Origin of the sequence: Bacteroides sp. 1001136B_160425_E2 (genome assembly GCF_015559655.1) — a bacterium.
Lineage (GTDB): Bacteria > Bacteroidota > Bacteroidia > Bacteroidales > Bacteroidaceae > Bacteroides > Bacteroides luhongzhouii.
Window position 1 is genome coordinate 102,264 of record NZ_JADMQH010000011.1, and the last position, 25,707, is coordinate 127,970.

General features: G+C 41.4%; 22 protein-coding genes. 16 read left to right on the plus strand and 6 right to left on the minus strand.

Features of this window, described 5'->3' with window-relative positions:
• Positions 1-184: 184 nt before the first annotated feature.
• Positions 185-1,423: a fucose isomerase gene (locus I2I04_RS12630; RefSeq protein ID WP_195655163.1), complete on the minus strand. Its 1,239-nt coding sequence runs from the start codon at positions 1,421-1,423 to the stop codon at positions 185-187.
• Between the two features lie 180 nt (positions 1,424-1,603).
• Here I2I04_RS12630 and I2I04_RS12635 point away from each other — a divergent pair, with 180 nt between their 5' ends.
• From I2I04_RS12635 to rimI, 4 genes are all read left to right on the plus strand, one after another.
• Positions 1,604-2,803: a pyridoxal phosphate-dependent aminotransferase gene (locus tag I2I04_RS12635; RefSeq protein WP_143259548.1), complete on the plus strand. Its 1,200-nt coding sequence runs from the start codon at positions 1,604-1,606 to the stop codon at positions 2,801-2,803.
• A gap of 4 nt (positions 2,804-2,807) precedes the next feature.
• Positions 2,808-4,052 (plus strand): ABC transporter permease, encoded by a 1,245-nt coding sequence (locus tag I2I04_RS12640; RefSeq protein ID WP_195472653.1) that lies wholly within the window; start codon positions 2,808-2,810, stop codon positions 4,050-4,052.
• 130 nt (positions 4,053-4,182) lie between these two features.
• Entirely contained in the window at positions 4,183-5,649 is a 1,467-nt protein-coding gene (locus I2I04_RS12645) for a RimK family protein (RefSeq protein WP_195655164.1), read from the plus strand.
• Entirely contained in the window at positions 5,649-6,107 is a 459-nt protein-coding gene (gene rimI, locus I2I04_RS12650) for a ribosomal protein S18-alanine N-acetyltransferase (protein WP_195655165.1), read from the plus strand. Before I2I04_RS12645 ends, rimI begins: the two co-directional genes overlap by 1 nt.
• Before the next feature lie 2 nt (positions 6,108-6,109).
• Here rimI and I2I04_RS12655 read toward each other — a convergent pair whose 3' ends face one another.
• Together I2I04_RS12655 and I2I04_RS12660 are read right to left on the minus strand one after the other, a co-directional pair.
• Positions 6,110-7,282 carry a glycosyltransferase gene (locus I2I04_RS12655; RefSeq protein ID WP_195655166.1) on the minus strand — a complete coding sequence of 391 codons (1,173 nt, stop codon included), beginning with the start codon at positions 7,280-7,282 and terminating at the stop codon, positions 6,110-6,112.
• A 57-nt stretch (positions 7,283-7,339) separates the two neighbouring features.
• The gene (locus I2I04_RS12660) at positions 7,340-8,365 is read right to left on the minus strand and encodes an AI-2E family transporter (RefSeq protein WP_195655167.1); all 1,026 of its coding nucleotides are present in this window, start codon (positions 8,363-8,365) and stop codon (positions 7,340-7,342) included.
• Positions 8,366-8,883: 518 nt separating this feature from the next.
• On the opposite strand from I2I04_RS12660, the gene I2I04_RS23425 reads away from it, so the two are divergent.
• The 8 genes from I2I04_RS23425 (at position 8,884) to I2I04_RS12695 (ending at position 18,443) form a co-directional block, all read left to right on the plus strand.
• Entirely contained in the window at positions 8,884-9,015 is a 132-nt protein-coding gene (locus I2I04_RS23425; protein ID WP_255436210.1) for a hypothetical protein, read from the plus strand.
• Positions 9,015-10,046, plus strand: a complete 1,032-nt coding sequence (locus I2I04_RS12665; RefSeq protein ID WP_195655168.1) for a pesticidal protein Cry7Aa — start codon at positions 9,015-9,017, stop codon at positions 10,044-10,046. Before I2I04_RS23425 ends, I2I04_RS12665 begins: the two co-directional genes overlap by 1 nt.
• Positions 10,043-12,235: a glycosyltransferase gene (locus tag I2I04_RS12670; RefSeq protein ID WP_195655169.1), complete on the plus strand. Its 2,193-nt coding sequence runs from the start codon at positions 10,043-10,045 to the stop codon at positions 12,233-12,235. The genes I2I04_RS12665 and I2I04_RS12670 overlap by 4 nt, the downstream gene beginning before the upstream one ends.
• Positions 12,236-12,268: 33 nt before the next feature.
• Positions 12,269-12,811 (plus strand): hypothetical protein, encoded by a 543-nt coding sequence (locus I2I04_RS12675; RefSeq protein ID WP_195473110.1) that lies wholly within the window; start codon positions 12,269-12,271, stop codon positions 12,809-12,811.
• Between the two features lie 192 nt (positions 12,812-13,003).
• A complete protein-coding gene (locus tag I2I04_RS12680) occupies positions 13,004-15,481 on the plus strand; it encodes a TonB-dependent receptor (protein ID WP_195655170.1) in 2,478 nt (825 codons plus the stop codon).
• 57 nt (positions 15,482-15,538) lie between these two features.
• A complete protein-coding gene (locus tag I2I04_RS12685) occupies positions 15,539-16,621 on the plus strand; it encodes a sensor histidine kinase (RefSeq protein WP_195655171.1) in 1,083 nt (360 codons plus the stop codon).
• Positions 16,618-17,730, plus strand: a complete 1,113-nt coding sequence (locus I2I04_RS12690) for a sensor histidine kinase (RefSeq protein ID WP_195473106.1) — start codon at positions 16,618-16,620, stop codon at positions 17,728-17,730. Before I2I04_RS12685 ends, I2I04_RS12690 begins: the two co-directional genes overlap by 4 nt.
• Positions 17,727-18,443: a LytR/AlgR family response regulator transcription factor gene (locus I2I04_RS12695; protein ID WP_195655172.1), complete on the plus strand. Its 717-nt coding sequence runs from the start codon at positions 17,727-17,729 to the stop codon at positions 18,441-18,443. The genes I2I04_RS12690 and I2I04_RS12695 overlap by 4 nt, the downstream gene beginning before the upstream one ends.
• A 198-nt stretch (positions 18,444-18,641) precedes the next feature.
• Here the strand turns inward: I2I04_RS12695 and trxA are convergent, their stop codons facing one another.
• A complete protein-coding gene (gene trxA / locus I2I04_RS12700; RefSeq protein WP_143259557.1) occupies positions 18,642-19,139 on the minus strand; it encodes a thioredoxin in 498 nt (165 codons plus the stop codon).
• 514 nt (positions 19,140-19,653) lie between these two features.
• Between trxA and I2I04_RS12705 the strand changes: the two genes are divergently transcribed.
• The 4 genes from I2I04_RS12705 to I2I04_RS12720 are packed head-to-tail and all read left to right on the plus strand — an operon-like array spanning position 19,654 to position 23,538.
• A complete protein-coding gene (locus tag I2I04_RS12705; protein WP_143259558.1) occupies positions 19,654-21,051 on the plus strand; it encodes an RtcB family protein in 1,398 nt (465 codons plus the stop codon).
• Between the two features lie 4 nt (positions 21,052-21,055).
• Entirely contained in the window at positions 21,056-21,676 is a 621-nt protein-coding gene (prfH, locus tag I2I04_RS12710) for a peptide chain release factor H (RefSeq protein ID WP_118219459.1), read from the plus strand.
• A gap of 43 nt (positions 21,677-21,719) precedes the next feature.
• Entirely contained in the window at positions 21,720-22,454 is a 735-nt protein-coding gene (locus I2I04_RS12715; protein WP_195655173.1) for an RNA ligase family protein, read from the plus strand.
• Positions 22,429-23,538 (plus strand): AAA family ATPase, encoded by a 1,110-nt coding sequence (locus I2I04_RS12720; RefSeq protein WP_195655216.1) that lies wholly within the window; start codon positions 22,429-22,431, stop codon positions 23,536-23,538. Before I2I04_RS12715 ends, I2I04_RS12720 begins: the two co-directional genes overlap by 26 nt.
• Positions 23,539-23,575: 37 nt before the next feature.
• On the opposite strand, the gene I2I04_RS12725 is transcribed toward I2I04_RS12720, so the two are convergent.
• Both I2I04_RS12725 and I2I04_RS12730 read right to left on the minus strand, forming a co-directional pair.
• Positions 23,576-23,887: a hypothetical protein gene (locus I2I04_RS12725; protein ID WP_143259560.1), complete on the minus strand. Its 312-nt coding sequence runs from the start codon at positions 23,885-23,887 to the stop codon at positions 23,576-23,578.
• A 287-nt stretch (positions 23,888-24,174) separates the two neighbouring features.
• Positions 24,175-25,674 (minus strand): L-lactate permease, encoded by a 1,500-nt coding sequence (locus I2I04_RS12730; RefSeq protein ID WP_143259561.1) that lies wholly within the window; start codon positions 25,672-25,674, stop codon positions 24,175-24,177.
• Positions 25,675-25,707: the final 33 nt, after the last annotated feature.

Here is a 25,707-nt window from a genome sequence, read left to right on the forward strand (position 1 = left end):
GAGTAGATAAAAGATAATACGGAATGAATCCTAAAAGCTGATTGTCCAGCTTTTAGGATTCATTTTTATCAGTATGTCAGCAGGATGATACATTTATCCTTGTTGAACGATATTATCAATGATATTCCCAAGCTTTATTTTCGCATCCTTATCTACTTTATCTAATAAATAAGAATAGATAACTTTAGTATTCTGTCCGCTTACAAGCATTCGCCTGGAAAAACTCATTCAACGTATCTTCATAATTTCCATGAACCATAATATGATGATTTCCCAACGGATTTTTCAGGAAATACTCTGTTGGAGTATTCATGCGGATGCGTATTTGTGTACGGCACATATTAATATAATTGGTATTTTCAGTTAATGTTCCTGTAGATAAGTAATATTCATCCAAACATTCACCGCCACATTTTATGATCGTTACATCTCCTGTCGGAAGTAGCCCTTGTATGGCAATTCCTTTTTCTGTTTCAAAATGATTTCGGATAATATATCTCTCCGTTTGTTTGAGTCCTACGGTGCAATGTGCCAATATCAGTTCATTGGTACGGGTATTGATCATGGAAGGATTTGCCATAAATCCGTCTTTACCCGTAAGTGCTTTAACTGCTAATAGCGTAAATACAGACTGGAGATCTCCTTCACAACCTGCTATTATCCCGTCATCATTTAATAAAGATAATGCCACGCATCCGGTAGTGTCGATTTGTTCAATCAGTTTAAAACAGCTTAATGTCAGTGCTTCCAGATTTTCTTCCTGACATACCTTTTTTATAGCCCGGTATAGTCGCATTGATTTGATTAAATCTTCGGGAGTCCCTTCGCGACAGGCAAGAGCTTGAGAAGCAACAGCCGCGCATGACGCTCCTACCTGGTCATCTGTGATTTGTTGAAAATGATCATAAATCCGTTCCAATGGAATATCTACATATTCAATTCCCCAACGGCGCTTAGCCAGCAAGTAGTCCACGTTACTGGCCACTAACCAGGAAGAAGGACTTCCGATGACTCCGATACGTTTGCCGAATAAGGAACGTTGTGCCCGGAAATTATTATAAAGTGTATGGATACGCAGGATAATGGCTGGTAGTTCACCATGTAGAATCTCACTTTTCATTCCACGTCCCCGCAGCCAGGTAGAGATTTCCAATGCGGCTGCAAGGGAGTTCTGCATGCCGTCCGCCAGTAAAATGGCAGGGCGGGGAAGGTTTTCGAAATGCTGTATGACCAGTCTTTCCACCCCGCCGGTAGCGATGAAAATGATTTTGAAATCATCACTATTAAGCTTGTCCATATCTTGATAGTCGACCAGCTTTACAGTATAATATTTTTCAATCTCGCTTAAAATAGCTTCGTGCGAGCCTCTTAGCGAGGATTGTTTGTGAAGGATTGAGGCGAATGAGATAAGGTGTATGGTCATTATGATATTGTTTTAAGTTTTCTATATGACAAATGTATAGCTTTCTTTTCAAATTACCATAACGATTTTAACCTTGCTAAGGTTTTTAAAGTTTTTATGTCTCTGTATTCAAATTATTGCGTACATTTGCAGCTCCAAGTAGAAAAAGTAAATAGTAATTAGTAATTTGTAGTTAAAATTATGCCAACCATATCCATTCGCGGAAACGAGATGCCTGCATCTCCTATCAGAAAGCTGGCTCCTTTGGCAGATGCTGCCAAGCAACGTGGAGTCCATGTGTTTCACCTGAACATCGGACAGCCTGATCTGCCCACTCCTCAGGCCGCGATTGACGCGATACGCAATATTGATCGTAAAGTGCTGGAATATAGTCCCAGTGCCGGTTATCGTAGCTATCGCGAGAAATTAGTGGGATATTACGCAAAGTTTAATATCAATCTGACTGCAGATGATATAATCATTACATCGGGAGGTTCGGAAGCCGTACTTTTTTCCTTTCTTTCTTGTCTGAATCCGGGAGATGAAATCATCGTTCCGGAACCTGCATACGCTAACTATATGGCATTTGCCATCTCTGCCGGAGCAAAGATTCGCACTATTGCTACGACCATTGAAGAAGGCTTTTCCCTTCCGAAAGTAGAAAAGTTTGAAGAACTGATTAATGAACGTACCAAAGCAATCCTGATTTGTAATCCGAATAATCCGACCGGTTATTTGTATACTCGTCGTGAAATGAATCAGATTCGTGACTTGGTGAAGAAGTACGATTTGTTTCTTTTCTCCGATGAAGTATATCGTGAGTTTATATATACGGGATCTCCTTATATCTCTGCCTGCCATCTGGAAGGAATTGAGAATAATGTCGTACTGATTGACTCCGTATCCAAACGTTATTCAGAATGTGGTATCCGCATCGGTGCGTTGATTACCAAAAACAAAGAAATACGTGATGCTGTCATGAAATTCTGCCAGGCACGCCTAAGTCCTCCATTGATTGGACAGATTGCCGCAGAGGCTTCTTTAGATGCTCCGGAAGAATATTATCGTGAGACGTATGATGAATACGTTGAGCGTCGTAAATGCCTGATTGACGGTTTAAACCGTATTCCCGGTGTTTATTCACCTATTCCGATGGGAGCTTTCTATACAGTAGCGAAACTTCCTGTTGATGATTCCGATAAGTTCTGTGCATGGTGTCTTTCTGATTTTGAATATGAAGGTCAGACGGTATTCATGGCTCCGGCATCCGGTTTCTATACCACTCCAGGTTCCGGCATCAATCAGGTTCGTATTGCATACGTATTGAAGAAAGAAGATTTGACCCGTGCGCTTTTTGTCTTGCAGAAGGCTTTGGAAGCATATCCGGGAAGAACAGAATAATCAAATGTCTCTATCACTTTTCATAGCCCGGCGTATCTATCGTGAAAGCGATGGCGGAAAGCAGGTGTCACGTCCTGCGGTCCTCATTGCCATGGCGGGTATTGCTATTGGGCTGGCTGTGATGATTATTGCGGTGGCGGTAGTAATCGGATTTAAAAGTGAGGTGAGAAATAAAGTTATAGGGTTCGGGTCGCATATCCAGATAACTAATCTGGATGCGGTCAGTTCTTACGAAACCCATCCGATTGTGGTAGGAGACAGTATGATGACTGCTCTTGCTGATTATCCGGAGATAAGTCATGTGCAGCGTTTCTCTACCAAACCGGGTATGATTAAGACCGATGACGCTTTTCAGGGAATGGTGTTGAAAGGTGTAGGTCCGGAATTTGACCCCCGTTTTATAAAAGAGTATTTGGTGGAAGGGGAGATTCCTGTTTTCAGTGATTCTGTTTCTACCAATCAAGTGCTTATCTCGAAAGCGTTGGCAACTAAAATGAAGTTGAAACTGGGGGATAAGATATATACCTATTATATACAGGATGATATTCGTGCTCGTCGCCTGACGATTGCCGGAATTTATCAGACGAACTTCTCCGAATACGACAACCTCTTTTTACTGACGGATCTTAATCTGGTGAATCGCTTGAATGGTTGGCAACCGGAACAGGTGACCGGTGTGGAATTACAGGTGAAAGATTATGATCAACTGGAAGATATAACCTATGGGATCGCAACTGACATTGATAACAGGCAAGATGATCTGGGAGGCGTGTATTATGTGCGTAACATCGAACAACTGAATCCTCAAATCTTTGCCTGGCTCGACTTATTGGATTTGAATGTATGGGTCATCCTGTTTCTGATGATAGGGGTGGCTGGTTTTACTATGATTTCCGGTCTGTTGATAATCATCATCGAACGTACCAATATGATTGGGATTTTAAAAGCATTGGGAGCCAACAATTTCACGATTCGTAGAACCTTTCTTTGGTTTGCAGTCTTTTTGATTGGTAAAGGCATGATTTGGGGCAATGTCATTGGTTTGGCTTTCTGCATTCTTCAGTCACAGTTCGGACTGTTTAAACTTGATCCGGAGACTTACTATGTGGATACTGTTCCGGTTTCCTTTAATGTATTACTTTTCGGTTTGATTAATCTCGGCACTTTGTTTGCATCTGTATTAATGCTGATTGGTCCTTCATTTCTGATCACTAAGATCAATCCGGCAAGCTCCATGAGATACGAATAATCCTCTTTTTTTCTATCTGATTTTTACTGCAAAAATAATTTGGTCCATTGCGTGATGTGGAGTGAATAATATGTCTATATTTGCGCCCAATTTACTTAATATCCTCTTATAGGTTTAATTTTTAACCATTATGAATAATGTGTTAATTCTGTTGGATAATCTGGATGACTGGAAACCGTATTATGAGACAAGTAGTGTCCTGACTGTTTCCGACTATCTGAAAAACAAGCCGGTGGAGAAAGACCGGAAGTTAGTTATTAATCTTAGCAATGATTACAGTTATAACTCTGAAGGGTATTACTGTTCGCTGCTAGCCCAAACGAGAGGACAGAAAGTCATTCCGGATGTTGATATCATCAACAAAATGGAGGCCGGAACGGGGGTGCGGATGGAGCGCAGTCTGCAAGCCCTTTGTTACCAGTGGATACAGAAGAATAATGTCAAAGACGACATTTGGTATCTGAACATCTATTTCGGTAAATGTAGAGAGAAAGGTTTGGAACGGGTTGCCCGGTTTATTTTTGAGAATTACCCTTGTCCATTGTTGAGGGTGGCTTTGAATACTCATCCTAGAAATCAGATCGAAAGTATTCATTTTTTTCCTTTGAATCGGCTCAATGATGAAGAGCAGGATTTCTTTGCCAATACATTGGATAACTTTAACAAGAAAATATGGCGTGCGCCTAAGTCGGCAAAAGCTTCCCGTTATAGTTTGGCTGTATTGGTTGATCCGCAGGAAAAGTTTCCACCCAGCAACAAAGGAGCTTTGCATAAATTGGTCGAAGTTGCCAAGAAGATGAATATTCATGTGGAAATGATTACGGAAGATGATGCCATTCGTTTGCTTGAATTTGATGCCTTGTTCATTCGTACAACGACATCATTGAATCATTATACATTCCATTTGTCGCAATTGGCTGCACAAAACGGAATGGCCGTTATTGACGATCCGCTTTCTATTATCCGGTGTACGAATAAGGTGTACCTGAAAGAACTTTTTGAGAAGGAAAAGATTTCTGCTCCTAAGTCAACGCTGATTTTTCAGTCAAACGATCATTCATTTGAGCAGATCAGCGAACAGGTGGGGGCTCCTTTTATTCTGAAGATACCGGATGGGTCTTATTCTATTGGTATGAAAAAAGTTTCGAATGAGGAGGAACTGCAAGCAAGTCTGAAGATGCTGTTTGAGAAGTCGGCTATCTTATTGGCGCAGGCATTTACTCCTACGGAGTTTGACTGGCGTGTCGGCTTGTTGAATGGGGTGCCGCTATATGCCTGCAAATATTATATGGCAAAAGGACATTGGCAAATTTACTGCCACTATGATTCGGGCAGAAGTCGTTGCGGACTGGTGGATACGATTCCTATTTATCAGGTGCCTCGTGTGGTGTTGGATACAGCCGTTAAAGCTGCGAATCTGATCGGAAAGGGATTGTATGGAGTCGACCTGAAAATGGTAGATGATAAAGCATATGTTATTGAGATTAATGATAATCCGAGTATCGATCACGGGTTGGAGGATGCTATCATCGGTGATGAAATGTATTACCGGTTACTGAATCACTTTGAACAGGTGTTGGAGGCGAAACATTATTGATGATGGAGTCGGGTCTATTTGTTCGTAAAGCACAGCAAAGTGATATTCCTGCTATTTTGGAAATAGAATGGGAATGTTTTCGGGAAGATAGCTTTTCGAAAGATCAGTTTGCTTATCTGATAAGCCGCTCGAAAGGAACTTTCTATGTGATGATGGAAGGGGATAGGGTGATCGCTTATGTCTCCTTGTTATTCCATAGGGGAACTCGTTATTTAAGGATATATTCGATAGCTGTCCATCCGGATTTCAGAGGGAAAGGATTGGGACAGGCATTGATGGACCAAACGATTCGGACAGCTGGTGAATGTAAAGCTGCCAAAATTACTTTGGAAGTAAAGGTTACGAACACTGCCGCTATTGCGCTATATATGAAAAATGGCTTTATTCCGGTAGGAATAAAGCCATGCTATTATCATGATGGTTCGGATGCTATTTACATGCAACGATTGATTCAATAAATTTATCTTCTCATGAAATCTCCTTTTCCTCGAAAGAAACGGCAGATCTTGAAATTCAGTGATTGTATCGGTTGGAGAAGGTCGAATACCGGTAATGAGAAATAGTATTTCCGGTCTCCTCCCATTTCTTTAGCTGTTTGATTGATGATGACAGCTTGTAGGATGAAGCGTAGCAACCAAATTAATAGTGCAATGCCTGCGGCCAACCAGTGTAAGTTGAGAACTCCCAATGTGATGCCTGCTATACAAGCAGCGTAGAATAACAGACGGGAGAAAGTCTCAAATCCTAAAAGATACCGTTGCGTCCCCTGATAATATCTTGCAGTAGCCATATAGCTTACTTTTTCTTCTTTCCATTCTTTGTAGCGATACACAGGATTTATCCGTGTAGTGGCGTTGATGTCTGTTTCAACGCGGGTATTTGAAGGAGTTGCCAGCTGGTTGATGAATAGATCATCCTCTCCACGTTGCAGGTTCAGATATTTGGAGAATCCTTTTTGTTGGAAAAACAACTCTTTCCGGTAAGCTAAGTTACGTCCGATACCTATATATGGTTTTCCGGCTAAAGCGAGTCCCAGATAACGCAAAGATTGGAATAAAGTATCAAATGCGGTACGTTTGTGCAGCCATCCTTTTGTACGGTCATAACCGCTATACCCCAATACAATTTGAGTCTGCGGAGTGAAATTGCGTGCCATTAACTTTAACCACTGGTTACTTGCCGGCATACAGTTTGTCTCTGTAAATACCAGCCAATCATGTTTACTGGCTTTAATGCCTAATGTTAAGGCCAGCTTTTTATGACTGATATAACGTGCGCTTTCAGGGGTAAAACTATGGTAAAGATGAGGATATTTTTCTTCCATCATTCCCAGTATATCCTCGGTTTCATCTGTGGAAGCATCGTTGATGACAATCACCTCAAACTGCGGATAATCCTGTTCCAGAATAGCTGGTAGGATTTTACGCAGGTTTTCAGCCTCGTTGCGTGCGCAGAGAATTACGGAAAGTGGAGGCAGTTCTCGTGAAAAATGTACCTCTTCTTTGCGTACAGCTTTATTATGGACATGTATCCGATTATACAGGCCAAAATAATAAATGAGCTGAATGACAAAAAGAATGCCTGTCGCTGATAAAAGAATCAGTTCGACAGTATTGAATGTAAATGTTTCCATCAAATTTTAGTGTCGTTTTTTACAACGGCAAAAGTACACATTTTTTCGGTAGTTCTGTCATCTCGACGGGAGGTTATTTCGTGAGTCCAGATATTCTTTCTTAAACATATCTACAAAAAGAAAGAATAATGAAAGCAACAACGGACCGAAGATCACTCCCATAAACCCAAATAACGGCAGACCGATGACTACCCCGAAAATGGTGATAAGCGGATGTGTATCTGCCATTTTCTTCTGGAGAATAAACCGGATCAGGTTATCTGACTGTGATACGACGATGGCTCCGTAAGCGGCAATCCCGATTGCGTTGAACCAGTCTCCGCTTATGGCCAGATAAGCGGCTACGGGAAACCATACCAATGCAGTGCCCACCATCGGAATAATGGTTGCAAAGCAGGTCAGGAATCCTAATAATAAGATGTTGGGTGCTCCGAAAAGAAGATAACCTATCGTGGCGACTCCTCCCTGAATGATAGCCAGCAGAGGAATACCGATGGCATTGGAGCGGACAATCATATTGATTTTATGAATGACTTCTTGTGTGTTGGCTTCGCTAAATGGCAGAATATCATTGACATAAGCCTCCATCTTTTTTCCTCCGATCAACATGAAGTAAAGCACAAAGATCATGACGAATAAGTTGATGGCAAGACTGCTGATGCTTTCCATTATGATCTGTCCGATGCGGGGAAGTATGGAGACAATGAATGCCAGCGTGTCTTTTCCTAATACATCGTATCCTGTTTTCTCCTTGATTAATTCGGCTACTTGTTGGAGCGGTGCGATATATGTCTGTGGATCCAGATTAATATCCTGTAACTTATTTACTACCATCCAAACGGTCAGTCCCAAAGGAATAAGGAAGACAAAAATAGTTTCTGCAGTAATCAATAAAGCACTTATGCTGCGTTTTAGTTTTCGTTTCTCTACCAGGTGACTCATCTGTCCACGTACAAGAATATAGATAGTGAGTGCTCCCAATAATCCTCCCATGAAAGGAGTGATTTGGCGGAAGATGATGATCCCTATAAATAGGATGATGACAATGAGGGAATATTTCCAGTATTGTTCTTTGGTGCTCATATCGTGTGAAATTCGTTTATATGATAAACAATCAAGGTATAGGAAAGGTTTGTTCTATGGTGAGATAACGATATGAAAAATTGTTTAGTTTCATTGGGTGGATCTTCGTTAATATCCAATCGATTTATGTTAAATGTTAACGGATTGATTGTTTCTATTAAACCATGTTATAAGATACGCTGCATTGGACCGAAAATTTGGAGATGACCGAAAAGTCCGTATCTTTGTACTGTGTTTTTCATAGTATTAGATTTAAGGTTAACAAAGATTGGCTGTCTGGGATAGATAGCCTTTTTTTATGTTATATATTCTGCTCTGTTTGACTATCCTCTTGATTTTTCATAAAAAGCATTTGATTCCCACTTTTCATTCACTGCTATAAATGTACTTTACTGTTATAAAAGAATAATAATCAGAAGTTTGTCGTAGTTTCGGGGATTAATGCCGTAACTTGCAAGAAAGGAAATCCTGTCTATTATTTTATCCCCGAGTATAAACTATCCCAAAAAGAATGAATTATGAAAGGTCAAGAGAAAAAGAGAGAAGCAAAGAAAGATAAGTCGGACAAGAAGATTAAAGTATTGACTGATTATCAGAGAGAAAAGCAGAGTAAGAGTGACAGAGGAATGATTATAATACCTAAAACATAATGGTGTATGTAAAAAGAGAAGGTATTATATTGGAAGGTACTTCACTTGAGTTTGAAAACGAAGGTGTGATGAATCCGGCGGTAATTGCCGAAGGAAATACGGTGCATATGTTTTATCGTGCAGTAAGGGAAGGAAATTATTCATCGATTGGTTATTGCCGGCTTGAAGGTCCTTTGACTGTAGTTGAAAGAGATACGCTTCCCTTGTTGGTTTCCGAGTTTGATTATGAATGTCAAGGGGTGGAAGATCCCCGAATTGTGAAAATAGAAGATCTCTATTACCTCACTTATACAGCCTATGATGGATATAGTGCTGTCGGGGCTTTAGCAGTTTCTTCCGATTTGAGACATTTTGAAAAGAAAGGCGTCATTACTTCCCAGATAACCTATCCGCAATTCCAGGAACTGCTTCGTACTCAACAAGCCATTATCGGTAAGTATTTCCGCTCCGGAAATAAGCGTGAAGCGACTAATGAGAAAGGACATCCGCTTTATATGATGGATAAGAACATCGTATTCTTTCCCCGTAAAATCAATGGGAAGTTCTACTTTATGCATCGTATCCGTCCGGATATTCAGTACGTGGCAGTAGAACGTCTTGATATGCTGACAAAAGAGTTCTGGAAAAGATATTATCAGAATTTTGCAAAACGTATCCTGCTGGCACCCTATCATGATCACGAGTCGAGCTATATCGGAGCCGGATGCCCTCCGATAGAGACGAGAGCGGGGGGGTTGTTGATTTATCACAGTGTATATGACACTCCTTCCGGCTATGTTTATTCTGCGTGTGCAGCTTTGTTGGATATAGACAATCCGGCAATTGAAATATCCCGTTTGCCTTATCCGTTGTTCACACCTGCAGTAGAATATGAACTGTCAGGTGTAGTCAATAGGGTTTGTTTTCCTACAGGCACTGCCTTGTTTGGTGACACTCTCTACATCTATTATGGAGCAGCCGACAAATATGTGGCTTGCGTGTCAGTACAACTGACAGAGTTATTGGATGAATTAATAAAACAAATCAAATGAGAAAAATAATATGCATTACTACCTATCCTCCTCGTGAATGTGGCATAGCCACTTTTGCTCAGGACTTGATCCGAGCTATCCTGTCAAAGTTTGGCGATTCTTACTCTATAAAGATATGTGCAGTAGAGTCCGATACGGAAAAACATACCTATACGGAAGATGTGGAATATGTTCTTGATACTTCGGATATCTCTGCGTATGCTACTTTGACCAGGCAATTGAATGAAAATTCAGAAGTTAAAAAAGTGCTTGTACAGCACGAATTCGGGTTATATGCAGCGCAGGAAGAAGCTTTTCTTCAAATGTTGCAACAACTACTCAAGCCTGTGATTCTTGTTTTTCATACGGTACTTTCGCAACCTTCCCCCGCTCTGTACCGGAGTGTGGGAAGAATGATGGCTACCTGTGCGAATTTAGTAGTGATGACGCAAAACTGTCGGGAGATTCTCCTGCGGGATTATCAGGCAGATGAAGATAAAATTACAGTGATTCCTCATGGCACCCATTTAGTATCATTCAGAGATAAGAGCAAACTAAAAGATTTTTATCATCTTTCGGGCAGACGTGTGCTTTCTACTTTTGGTCTGCTTAGTCCTGGCAAAAGTATCGAGACCACTTTGGATGCCTTACCGGCTATTGTAAAGACGAATCCTTCTGTGATATTTCTTATTCTCGGCAAAACGCATCCGGGAGTGTTGAAAGTAGCAGGCGAGCAGTATCGTAGCCTGTTGGAAGCGAAAATAAAGGAGTTGCATTTGGAAGAACATGTGCTTTTTATCAATCAATATCTTGAACTTTCTGTTTTATTAGATTATTTACAGTTGACGGATGTGTATCTTTTCACTTCGAGTGACCCGAATCAGGCAGTGAGCGGTACATTTGTTTATGCGTTAAGTTGTGGATGTCCGATTATAGCTACTCCTATTCCTCATGCATTGGAGTTATTGAATGATGATTCCGGCATAATCTTTGATTTTAAGAATTCGAAGCAATTGTCCGAAGCTGCCAATCATTTGCTTGCCGATGAAAAACTACGAACTAAGATGAAATTGGTTGGTTTGCAGAAGACAGCGGCTACAGCTTGGGAGAATGTGGCTATTGCCTATGCATATCTTTTCCAGAAAACGGGTAGGGTAGAAGACGAACTGATTTACTCTCTGCCTCCCATAGATACCTATCATATCCGGCGCATGAGTCGACAGTGGGGAATTATTCAATTTTCGAAAGGAAATCGTCCGGATAGCTCCACCGGCTATACATTGGATGATACGGCACGTGCGTTAATGGCGATGTGTCAGATGGTTGCTACGGGACAGGGAAAAGTGAAAGAACGATATGTCAAGACCTATCTGAATTTTATCCGTTACTGTCAGCAGCCGGATGGTTCTTTTTTGAATTATGTAGATAAAGATGGAATATTCACCTCGCAAAACGAGGAAGTGGGGTTGGATGATAGTAATGGACGGGCTGTTTGTGCTTTGGGATATTTTATTTCTTGCGCCGAACATTTCCCTGCTCCATGGAAAGAGGAGGCGGAAGCTGTTCTCAAACGTACCTTCCAACGGTTCGACCGGATAGAGTCTCCCCGTAGCATTGCATTTATGATTAAAGGATTCTACTATTATAGCCGTGAATGTCCTTCGGCGCAGACCGATGCGTGCATCTGGCTATTGGCTAACAAACTGGCTCAAACATATCGTCGAACGGCAGAAGTGAATTGGCGATGGTTTGAGACATATCTCACTTATGACAATGCTATCTTGCCGGAAGCTATGTTATTGGCTCATTTGGCTATCGGCAGAGAGGAGTATAAAAAAATAGCCTATGAATCTTTCGAATTTCTGTTGAAGAAAGTATTTGTAGGAAACCGTATTCAGGTGGTTTCCAATCAGGGGTGGATGCATAAAGGAAAGAGCAGTCATGGATTTGGAGAACAGCCCGTGGACGTAGCGGGAATGGTAATTGCTCTGAAAACCTTTTATCAGTTTTTTAAGGAGGAAAAATATCTTCGTATGCAGAAAGATGCTTTCAACTGGTTTTTGGGAAATAACCATTTACACCAGATTGTTTACAATCCGGCTACTGGAGGTTGTTATGACGGACTGGAAGAAAATAACATCAATTTAAATCAGGGAGCGGAATCTACCGTTTGCTATTTGATGGCGCGATTGTCTCTTTTATCTGACTAATTCCGTATATTTGCAGACATATACTGCAATATTATGAAATCTGTTTTTATTAAGGTACTTCGTGTACTGATGCTTTTGGTGTTTATCTTTTCGTGCGGCGTCGGTTACGTTGTTTATGAAGATACATTAGTTGATTGGTGGATACCCGTCGGAGTGGCTTTTGTAATAGCAATTCTAACAATTCCCCTTTATAAAAGGTGGACTTGGCTGACGACAATGGATGGCAAAGTTATTAATAGTTTTTGCCATCTGGCTTGTGTCGGTGCTATCAGTTATGTACTGTTTCTTGGCGGGAATTATTGGTTTGCCGATTCTGCTTCCACGCATGAAGAGAAAGTCATGGTACAGAAAAAATATGTGGAAACGTATAAGAAAACTCGTAAAGTCGGCAGACATCGTTATGTGTCGGGTGGGGTCCGTAAAGAATATTATTTGCAGGTATCTTTTGAAAATGGGAATGTAGCAACATTGCATGTATCTCTTTCTACTTATAATAAGACTAAGACAGGTCAGCCGAAGATTCTGACTTTGCAAAACGGCTTATTCGGGTTGCCTGTGATTACCAAAGGACTTTAATGAAAGTCACATCACCTTTAGAATGGGTTATACCCTCTAAAAGTGATGTGACTTTTATTCTTCTTTTTTTCTTTTATTTTTCATCTTGCCAATTTTGCATTTAGTCTACAAACGGGACAGGTTCGTCTCATTTGAAAGCTTAGTGCTGATCCCTTCCTTATCTTCGTGACGAAATAAAAACGGAATAAAATCATGAAGATGAATAAAACTAGATTATTAGAGAAAATATCTATTCAGTCGGGCGTCTCTTTAGATGAATGTGGGACAGTGCTCAAAACCTTTGAAAAAGTTCTAAATGAAGAACTTTCCCGGAAAATATATCGTAATGTTGGATGGCTGTTATTGGTAGTTGCTTTATTTGTGTCTGTAACAGCATTCAGCCAGACAGCAGGGCGTAAAGGACGTCCGGTGCAGACTATCCGGGGGATTGTTATAGATGGAGACTCGAAGTATCCGATACCGTATGCAACAGTAAGGCTGTCTGAAAAAGAGGGGGCGGGGACGATAACAGACAGTCTTGGGCGTTTTAGTATACCACAGGTTCCTGTCGGTCGGCATACCGTAGAAGCTGCGTTTATGGGATATGAACCGGGCATTTTCAGAGAAATACTGGTGACCTCCGCCAAGGAAATATATCTGGAAATACCTTTGAAAGAAAGCGTGAACGAATTAAACGAAGTGATTATTCGTGCGCGGACCAACAAAGAAGAAGCAATGAATAAGATGGCTACCACTGGAGCACGTATGTTGAGCGTAGAAGAAGCGAGCCGTTATGCAGGTGGGTTTGATGATCCCGCACGTTTGGTTTCCGCTTTTGCCGGGGTGGCTCCCAGCGTTTCTTCCAACGGTATTTCCATTCATGGCAATGCTCCTCATCTGTTGCAATGGAGACTGGAGGATGTCGAAATTCCTAATCCGAATCACTTTGCGGACATCGCTACATTGGGTGGAGGAATCCTTTCCTCTCTAAGTTCACAGGTGCTTGGGAACTCTGATTTTTTCACTGGAGCATTTCCAGCTGAATATGGAAATGCCGTATCCGGAGTATTTGACATGAAATTGCGTAACGGCAACAACCAAAAGAACGAAAATACTATTCAAGTGGGAATTATGGGGATCGACGTCGCTTCCGAAGGTCCTTTGAGCAAGAAACATAAAGCATCGTATATTTTCAATTACCGTTATTCCACGACCGGACTTCTGAATCTTGAAGGAGGGAAGATGGACTATCAGGACCTGAACTTCAAACTCAATTTTCCAACACAGAAAGCCGGAACTTTCTCTGTTTGGGGAACAAGTCTGATTGATAAGTTCACCAGTGATTTTGAAAAGAACACAGAGAAGTGGGATTATTGGGGCGACCGTAGTGAATCAAGAGACAAGCAATATATGGCAGCCGGAGGTGTCAGCCATCGTTATTTCTTTAACAATGACGCGTCATTGAAAACCACGATTGCGGCTACCTATTCACAACTCGACGGAGGAGCAACCTTGTTCAACCATTCGATGGAGTCTACTCCATATATGGATCTTGGTTCAAAATATACCAACCTGATATTTTCCACTACCTTTAATCGTAAATTCAGTAACCGTTTTACCAATAAGACAGGAGTCACCTATACCAATATGTTCTACAAAATGGATCTTTCCATTGCTCCTTATGAAGCCGAACCACTGGAAATCGTATCTCAAGGAAAAGGTAATACAAGTCTGATTTCAGCCTACAATAGTTCATCAGTGGGATTAACCGACCGTTGGACCCTTAATGCCGGAATCTATGGACAACTTCTGACGCTGAACAATAAATGGTCTGTAGAACCACGGGTTGGCCTGAAGTGGCAAGCTACTCCAAAAACAACCTTTGCGTTGGCTTATGGAATGTACAGTCGCATGGAAAAGATGGATGTATACTTTGTTAAAACGAAAAGTACGGGCAATGAATCCGTCAATAAAGACCTTGATTTTACAAAAGCACAGCACATCATGTTATCGTTCGGTTATAAGATTTCCGATCGCATGAATTTGAAGATAGAACCTTATATCCAGTTCCTGCATGATGTTCCTGTCATGGCGGATAGTTCTTATTCTGTGCTTAATCGTTCTGATTTTTATGTGGAAGATGCGTTGATCAATAAAGGAAGAGGACGCAATGTGGGAATAGACATTACCCTCGAACGTTTTTTGGAGAAAGGACTTTATTATATGATTTCGGGTTCTTGGTTTGATTCCCGTTACCGGGGTGGGGATGGTGTGTGGTATAATGCGAAGTTTAACCGTAATTATGTGATAAACGGACTCATCGGTAAAGAATGGATGTTGGGAAGAAATAAACAGAATATACTTAGCATCAACCTGAAATTAACCTTGCAAGGCGGTGATCGATATTCTCCGATTGACTTGGAGGCAACGATGAGTCATCCGGATAAAGAAGTGCAATATGACGAAACGAAAGCTTTCTCAAAACAATATTCTCCTATGCTGATCGGTAACTATACTGTCAGTTATCGTATCAACAAGCGAAAAGTATCACATGAATTTGCTGTGAAAGGACTTAACTTTACGGCTGCTAAAGAACATTACGGGCATGAATATAATGTGAAAACAGGAAAAATAGATGTCAGCGACAATTCTACGGTATTGACGAATGTGAGTTATAAACTTGAATTTTAGAGATACGGTATAGAGTCTAACCGGAAAAATGTTTTATCTTCGTCCCCAATAAAGCGTATGACAACTGAAACACTTGCAACAGGTAGTGAATCTACCTTTTTATATAGATTTCTCGTTAGTCCGGACCTGCGATGGATGCGGTATTTGGTACTTATCCTGGTGCTGGGGACGATCTCTTTCAATCAGGTCTTTATAATCTTTTTGGATTATAGGGATATATTGGGCGGATGGATTTACACATTTACCTTTCTTTACCTGCTCACTTATATAGCGGTTATTTACCTGAATCTTTTCCAACTCTTTCCAAAATATTTGCTGAAGAGACATTATCTGACCTATTTGTCATTACTTTCTGCTGCGATGATCGTAGCTCTGTTGATACAGATGTCAATAGAATACATGGCATATTCCTATTGGCCGGAACTCCATGCGCGAGGTTCTTATTTGTCGATGCATATGGTAGTGGACTATATTTCTTCTTTTATGTTATCTACGCTGTGTATGATAGGAGGCACGATGACAGTTCTTCTGAAGGAATGGATGATTAACAACCGGCGTGTTTCACAAATGGAGAAAGCTCATGTCGTTTCTGAAGTGGAGCGGTTAAAAGAACAGATCAGCCCTGAACTTCTTTTTAAAACATTGCACCAATCGGGAGAATTAACATTGAGTGAGCCGGGAAAAGCTTCAAAAATGTTAATGAAGTTAAGCCAACTTCTCCGCTATCAGTTGTATGACTGCAATAGGGCCAAAGTTTTGCTTAGTAGCGAAATTACATTTCTTACTAATTACCTGACATTGGAACAGACCTCCCGATCACAATTTAACTATGAATTTACTTCCGAAGGCGGAGTGAACAGAATCTTGGTGCCGCCTTTGCTTTTCATTCCTTTTGTGCAATACATAGTCAAAGCAATAGACGAGCAACAGATACAGCCCCCTGTTTCATTGAAAACTCATTTGAAAGCGGAAAAGGGTACAATTACATTCACCTGCGCTTGTTCTGAAGTAAATCTCTTGTCGTCCGATAAAGGGCTGGAAAGAATCAGACAAAGGTTGGATATTCTGTATGGAAGCCGTTACAGGTTGTCATTGGCTGTCGGCAGTATATGGCTGGAACTGAAAGGAGGTGAGTCGTGAGTATGAATACGAATCATGGTAATGACTTTTATAAAAATACCAATGACAACAGAAACATGAATGATAAAAGTGTCACTGCATTTCTATTGAGTCCCCGTTATCGGATATACAGGCATTTGCTGCTGCAATTGGTTGTTGTTTTGATAACAATCAATGTCCTTTGGTATGAGCCTTTACAAACGGTCTCCTTTGGGAGACGATTGAGCGGATGTCTGGCATATTTTGCCTCTATGAATATGGTGATATATATAAACCTGTATGTATTGGTTCCTTATTTCCTGTTGAAGAATCGTTGGGGTAGTTATGTGTTGATGGCAATCATTACAAATATAGCAGTCGTTACTTTTCTTTCAGTTACCCAAGGTTTGCTTTTTGAAGTGATTCTGCCCGGAAAAGATCCCAATGGCTTTGCCACTTTCATCAATGCTTTTTCAGGCATACTGACCATCGGCTTTGTCATGGCAGGCTCTGCGGCTATCTCATTGTTCACGCATTGGCTACGTTACAATCTACGTATTGACGAACTGGAATCCACTACTTTACAGTCGGAATTGAAGTTTCTTAAAAATCAGATTAATCCGCATTTTCTTTTTAATATGCTGAATAATGCCAATGTCCTGATAAAGAGAAATCCGGAAGAAGCATCCAAAGTGCTTTTCAAATTAGAAGATTTACTGCGCTATCAGATAAATGACAGCTCGCGAGAAAGAGTCTCGTTAGCATCGGATATCCGTTTCTTAAATGATTATCTGAATCTGGAAAAGATTCGTCGTGATAATTTTCAGTTTACGATGGAGGAACAAGAAGAGACAGATTCCATTTGGATTCAGCCATTATTGTTTATTCCTTTTGTGGAGAATGCGGTAAAGCATAGTTTTGACAGCGAGCATCCTTCGTATGTGCACGTTTTTTTTAAGGTTGATAATGATAGATTAGAGTTTCGATGCGAGAATTCCACGCCGGAAGTTGCCGTTAGTAAAGGGAAGGTCGGAGGAATAGGACTTGTGAATATTCAACGCAGATTGGGATTGTTGTATCCTGACAGGTATGAACTGAAACAGATAGAGAATGAAAATAAGTATACTGTAATTTTAGGTATAACATTATGAATTGTATTATTGTAGACGATGAACCATTGGCACGTGAAGCCATGAAGCTATTGATAGAAGAATCGAATAACCTCCAATTAATCGGGAGTTTTAATAGTGCGTCCACAGCTTCCGATTTCATGGAGCAACATGTGACTGATTTGGTCTTTCTTGACATTCAGATGCCAGGGATTACAGGAATTGAGTTTGCACGTACGATTTCAAAGAAAACGCTGGTTATTTTCACTACAGCCTACACTGAATATGCACTGGACAGTTATGAAGTAGATGCGATAGATTATTTGATTAAGCCTGTTGAAGCGGAACGTTTTCAGAAGGCTGTGGATAAAGCTTTGTCTTATCATTCCCTGTTATTGAAAGAAGAGAAGGAAGCCATCGAAACGGTGGTTACTGCCGACTATTTTTTTGTGAAAGCAGAACGCCGGTATTTCAAAGTCAACTTCTCCGATATTCTCTTCATTGAAGGATTGAAAGATTACGTCATTCTTCAACTTAGCGATCAGCGTATTATCACCCGTATGAGTTTGAAAGCCATATTCGATTTATTACCTAAATCTACTTTCTTGCGGGTGAATAAATCATATATTGTCAATACCGGTCACATCGAATCGTTCGACAATAATGATATATTCATAAAATCGTATGAAATAGCTATCGGTAATAGTTACCGCGACGACTTCTTTGAGGGGTTTGTGATGAAACAAAGAGTGTGAGATCGTGATGTAGTATTATTCAATGTTTCTGCATTTTTTCAATTTGAAATATACCAATTCCAGCAATAAGAAGATAAAGTGAAGTGCGAATATATGCAAATATGTTTGTTCTTATCATTTGGCATATATAAACAGCCCTCTATCCATCTTCAAAAGACGAATAGAGGGCAGTTCCCATGACGAGAAAAAAGTCGAAGTCTATTGCTTTGCTTCGTTATTTTGTTTCAGAAGAAATTCATCAATTGCTTTTTTAAGCTGGTCTTTAGGCATAGCTCCCTGCATGATTCTCGGTTCCTCTTTCATCGGAATCATCAATAGGGTAGGGATGCTGCGGATACCGAATGCCGCTGCCAGCTCTTGTTCTTTGTCCACATCGATCTGGTAGATATTTACTTTGCCGCTATATTCTTTGCTAAGTTCTTCCAGAATCGGGTGCATCACTTTGCAGGGACCGCACCAGGTAGCATAGAAATCTACGATGGCAGGACGGCTGCCTTCAAATTTCCAATCGTTCGGATTGGCTTCATAGTTATATACCTTCTTTAAAAAATCTGCTTTATTTAATGCTACTACTTCCATTTTATTGTCCTCCTTTGTTGGTTCATTGCTTTTTTTATTTTCTCCGCTGTTTCCCGCGCAAGCCGTGGCTGCCAGTGTCAAGATGAAGACACTTAATAAGCTTTTTATCCGTTTCATATATTATCTTTCTTTTTGTTTTTATCTGATGCAAAGATAGGCGATATAAGAGGACCATAAAATAGCAATTTGACAGAAACTCTTGGCAAAACTTCCCTCGGATAGTTATTGAACACTAAAATTTGTCTATTAATCTTTGGAAGATATAAAAATAAGCACTACTTTTGCCGCGATAAAATGAGTATTCACCCTTTAAAATTGATGGAAAGGGTATTAATTATGTTGGAGTTATAATATTTTCAAATTAGGACTAAGTTGTCTCGTCGGGAGGATGAGGCTTTGCAACTTATTATTTTTTATATTGAACTGATGGTTCTTACATTGACCGCAATTCTACTGACAAGCGGCAATGGTTGATTAGTCCTGCAATCACATTATTATTTTTTAAATTAATCACTTCAATGCAGTGGGAGGGTGTTTTATATCCATATCCTAAGCATTGGTATCACGTGTATTGCATCGTCGTCTGCCGGTGAGGCTGACAGGGAATGCTGTATGCGAATGAAAAAAGAGTATGGGAATACGATTAAAAGATTTAAGTAAACTGGGATACCGGGATAATGTTGCCCGTAGTCTGGTAGTGGACATTGTGAGCAAACATTGCAAATATAACACAAAAGAACAGATTGAAATGACATTGAGCGATATACTCGAGCATCCCGAATCTTACAAAAACAATGAAATATGGAATAAGCTGGCCGAACGCCTTTCGCCGACTATAATAGCGAAAGAGTTTATAGCTTATGATTTACTGGATGAGCCATTGATGTATAAAACCTATGGAGGTAAATTTATCGAGACGCTTGCCAAACAACAGATGAACCTGGCTATGCGCTTGCCTGTAACAGTGGCCGGAGCATTGATGCCTGATGCTCATGCCGGATACGGGTTGCCTATCGGTGGAGTGCTTGCTACGGATAATGCGGTGATACCGTATGCTGTAGGAGTTGATATCGGCTGCCGGATGAGTCTGACAGTATTCGATGCCGGAGCAGATTTTCTGAAACGGTATGCCTATCAGATGAAAGAAGCTTTGAAAGACTTCACCCATTTCGGTATGGATGGCGGATTGGGTTTTGAGCAGGAACATGAAGTGTTGGATAGGGAGGAATTCCGTCTGACGTCTTTATTGAGGGATTTGCATGGAAAGGCCGTCCGTCAACTGGGGAGTTCCGGTGGTGGCAATCATTTTGTAGAGTTCGGCGAGATCACTCTGCAAGAAAAAAACGTGCTGAATCTTCCGGAAGGAAGTTACTTGGCGTTGCTGTCACATTCCGGTTCACGAGGGTTGGGGGCTGCCATTGCAAAACATTACAGTCTGCTGGCACGTGAAGTGTGCAGGCTTCCCCGTGAAGCACAACATTTTGCCTGGTTGGATTTGAACACGGAAGAGGGGCAGGAGTATTGGATGAGTATGAATCTGGCAGGTGATTATGCCCGTGCCTGTCATGAACGGATTCATTTGAATTTGGCGAAAGCCTTAGGGTTGAAGCCTCTCGCTAATGTCAATAACCATCATAACTTTGCTTGGAAAGAGGAAATAATACCGGGGCGTATGGCAATCGTCCATCGTAAAGGGGCTACTCCGGCACAAAAGGGACAAGCGGGATTGATTCCCGGAAGTATGGCTACCCCGGGTTATCTGGTTTGTGGCAAAGGGGTGGAAGAAGCGTTGAATTCGGCCTCTCATGGAGCCGGCAGGGCAATGTCCCGCCAACAGGCAAAAGATAGTTTTACGCAATCGGCTTTGAAGAAGTTACTGTCGCAAGCAGGAGTAACTTTGATTGGTGGGAGCGTGGAAGAAATGCCGCTGGCATACAAGGACATTGACAGAGTGATGTATACGCAGGAGACACTGGTGGAAGTCCAAGGCAAATTTATGCCTCGCATTGTACGAATGAATAAGGAGTAATGCGATGAAAGAAAAAGTCTATTTACAAATTACTTCCGGCAGAGGACCTGCGGAATGTTGCCGGGTAGTGGCTTTAGTGCTCGAAAGAATCGTGAAACAAGCACAAGCGAGAGGCTTGAAAGTGGAAATGATAGAGCGGGAGGTAGGACCGGTGAACCGTACTTTGCTTTCGGCTGTCATTTCCCTTCAAGGGGCAGCCTGTGATGAAGTGGTGGATGAATGGGAAGGAACAGTGCAATGGATAGCTCAAAGTCCGTATCGCATTTATCATAAGCGGAAAAACTGGTTTGTTGGTGTTCATTCGTTTGTTTTGTCCGAGAGTCAGGAGGTTACGGAACATGATTTCCGTTATGAAACCTTGCGTGCTTCCGGACCTGGCGGACAACACGTCAACAAGACAGAATCGGCAGTTCGTGCGGTGCATATTCCTACGGGAATGAGTGTGGTAGCTTCCGACCAACGCTCGCAATGGCAGAACAAGAAATTGGCAACAGAACGTTTGTTAGTGAAACTTTCGTCCTGGACGATGGAACAAGCCATGATTCAGGCACAGGAAAACTGGGTCAGTCACAATCATCTTCAGCGGGGGAATCCGGTGAAGGTGATTCAGGAATCACTCGTTTAGTTGTGCAAAAAAGAATGAGTATTTAATTAAAAAAAAGAAGAAGATGATATCAGAGAAATATGGTCGTACCTATCACTATCCGTTCTCTCCCGGAACGACTAGTGATGACCGGATTAATCATACGTATTGGGAAGATATCCAACGGATTAAGACATTAGTGCATACTGAGAAGTTGGATGGAGAAAATAATTGTTTAAGTCAGTGGGGTGTCTTTGCCCGTTCGCATGCGGCTCCCACCACTTCACCCTGGACGAGGCAACTGCGCGAACGTTGGGAATTGATAAAGAATGATTTGGGCGATATAGAAATCTTCGGAGAAAATCTATATGCCATACATTCTATTGAATATCAGCGATTAGAAACGCATTTTTATATCTTTGCGGTTCGTTGCATGGATCAATGGTTGTCATGGGAGGAAGTGAAGTTTTATGCAGCTTTATTTGACTTGCCTACTGTTCCGGAGTTGAAGATAGAACCTGTTTCCGGTTTAACGCCGGAGCTTTTAAAACAGGAAATCATCGATATGTCACAAGACCCGTCTGTTTTCGGGTCATGTGATCCGTGGACGAAAGAGACTTGTACTCGTGAAGGAGTAGTCAGCCGCAATATCGAGGAATATCCGGTAAGCGAATTTGCGCATCATGTGTTTAAATATGTGCGAAAAGGACACGTCAAAACAGACGAGCATTGGACGCGTAATTGGAAACGTGCCCCGCTTGTCTGGGAATTAAGTAATGAAAAGGAGAATAATGATGAATTGGAAATTGATAGAAGATAAATCATGGTGCTCACTCGAACGACAGTTCGAGTGGGTACGGGAAATGAATGTCGTCCCGCAGGATACTCGTTATCATGCGGAGGGAAGTGTGGCCGAGCATACCCGTATGGTGTTGGAAGCATTGCAGCAGTCTTCTGCTTATCATACTCTCTCCACCTTGGAGAAAGAAATTATTTGGACATCTGCATTGTTGCATGATGTTGAAAAGCGTTCGACTTCCGTGGATGAAGGAGAGGGACGGGTATCTGCTAAAGGTCATGCCAGAAAAGGAGAGTACACTGCCCGTACTATTTTATACCGGGATTGTCCAGCTCCGTTCCATATCCGGGAACAGATTGCGTCTTTAGTCCGGTATCATGGATTGCCTGTTTGGCTGATGGAGAAGCCGGATTCTGTAAAGAAACTCTGTGAAGCTTCTTTACGGGTAGATACTTCATTGTTGAAGATGTTGGCTGACGCTGATGTCAGAGGGCGTATTTGTGAAGATAAGAATGAACTGTTGGAAGCTGTGGAACTGTTTGAGATTTTCTGCCGCGAACAAGATTGTTGGAGTAAACCGAGAGAGTTTGCCACAGATTGTGCACGCTTTCATTACTTCCATGCAGAAGACAGCTATATTGATTATATTCCTCACGAACAGTTTAAATGTGAAGTGACGATTTTGTCAGGACTTCCGGGAATGGGGAAAGACTATTATATCCAATCTGCTGGTATGGATATGCCGGTGGTGAGTTTGGACGCCATTCGTCGAAAGTACAAATTGAGTCCCACAGATAAGTCGGCGAATGGACGGGTAGTGCAAATGGCGAAGGAAGAAGCCAGGACGTATCTTCGTAAAGGACAGGATTTTGTTTGGAATGCTACTAACATAACTCGTCAGATGCGTGCCCAACTGATTGATTTGTTTGTTGATTATGGTGCGAAAGTGAAGATAGTCTATCTGGAACAGCCATATCACACTTGGCGTCAACAAAATAAAAGCAGGGAATATGCACTTCCTGAATCTGTATTGGATAAGATGTTGGATAAGCTGGAGGTTCCTCTACTGACGGAAGCACATGAAGTGATCTATCATGTGGTATAAGCAAAGGTTTCTATACTACGGCTTTTCAAGTCAATCGCTAACTAACTGTAATCCGCCTGTCCCATTGTTCTTCACCATCCACAACAGGCAGTAGGTGCATTAACATCCTACATGGGGGTACGAAACCGCCATATAGAAAAATGGGACAAGCATAAAGAAAGTTCAGTTCTCCTCCTTCACATCCTTCACGGATGGTAATCATCTGTTTGATAGGTGTTTTCTGTGAACAAATAAAGAAAAGTCTTTTCTTCACGCCCTTCACGCCTTCACAATCCCCACAGTTTGCACTTTCACAGCCCGTAACCTTCGCATCGGCATTGTCAATCTTAGCAAATTGAACAGCTTGCATCTAAGAAGCCGACTAGAGTTGTCCACCTGGTCGACTATTGTTGTCTAATCAGCCGACTATAGCCAGCCAGGCAGACAACTATAGTCGGCGATTAATAAATAGAAATAAAGTATACGATAAGACGGTAGTTTATCAGTAATAAGAAGGCTGATTCTTAATATTGGTAATGAATAAAATATATTCATAACTGTGCCAAAACGAACTAAATGTTTTAACATCTAATGGTTAAGCGGAAGCATTATCACGCTTTGTTAACAGTATTATTATCTTCTTCTATTTTCGGGTAATTAACTGAAAATATAAACAATAATTCCGGTAATCGCCACATATACCAACGCATACGGAATAGCCGCTTTCAGTATTTCCCCTTCTTTTCCCTGTTGGTTTCCCGCAGAAGTGGCGATAGCAATACTTTGCGGGGAGATAATCTTACCCCCTGTAGCACCTACTGTATTTGCAGCAGACAGCCAATCCGGACTAACATGAATTTGCCCTGCAACACTTGCTTGCAACTTTCCGAAAAGGATGTTGGAAGAGGTGTCGCTTCCGGTGATAAACGTTCCTAGGCAACCGATGACCGGAGCAAACAGCGGGTACAAACTTCCTGTAGCCGTAGCCAGTGCCGTGGCAATCACGGCAATCATTCCGGCACTATCCATGATTGTGGATAATCCCACAAGGCAGATCACTGTGATGAATGTTTTCTTTAATTGCTTCACTGTATTCCAAAGAACGATGAACAAGTCTTTTACTTTAGCCCCTTGAATCAATCCACCGATAAAAGTTCCGATGAAAAGCAATACTCCGGCATGAGTCAGCCAGGAAATGGTATAATTGACGGTGGAAGCATTGATGGGCAAACTGATTCGGGTTATCCAGTTATTCTCTAATGTATGACGCAATCCCGGGAAGAGGGGACTGGTTAGAATAATTAAAAATAGAATCAGTAAATAGATGCTCCATGCATTCAGTATATCTTTTGTTTTCAGATGGCTTTTTCGTGCTTTCTCTTCTTTAGAGGCAGTCAGTTTTCCATAAAGAACAATCACGATAATCGAAAGAATACTGCCGATAATGGCCGGAGACTCAGCACCCATATACTTGGCAGCCAGATATTGGCTGACTAAAGAGACTCCGCCTACTAATAAGGCAAGAAATATATTTTTGGGAAGCGATTTAAGTTTGGAGTCAGTAAGGAAAAGCAAAACCAGCGGAATCAGGAACATCAAAACGGATAACTGCAATACGACATTCGTGCTAAGATGCAATACATCCAGATTCGTTTCTTTGGCCAGCACCAATACCGGAGTCCCGATCGCTCCGAAAGCTGTGGCTACACTGTTGGCAATCAAACTTACGGTTGCCGAAAAGATAGGCTTAAATCCCAGACTGATAAGAATGGCTGCCGGAATAGCAACTGCTGTCCCGAAGCCGGCCATCGCTTCCAGTAGTCCCCCGAATCCCCAAGTCAGTAATAACACCTGAATACTTTTATCGGTAGAAATAGAAGCGAATTGCTGTTTGATAATCTCCATCTTTTCTGTTTTCAACAATACGTTATAACTGAAAATAGCCATCAGAATAATGATTAAGATAGGAGAGACGGCTTTTAACGCCCCATATAAAAAGGAGTAAAACAGATTGTCTACTGAAAAAGCGAAGCCGAAAATAGCAATTAGCATCGTCACGATCAGAGAAATGATACTACTTCTGTCACCCGGCATTTTAAAGAATGCCATTAGTATAATCAACAGTAACACCGGAATAATGGCAAGGATCAAGGTCATAATTATCAGATTTAAAAAGTGGAACGTCGTTTA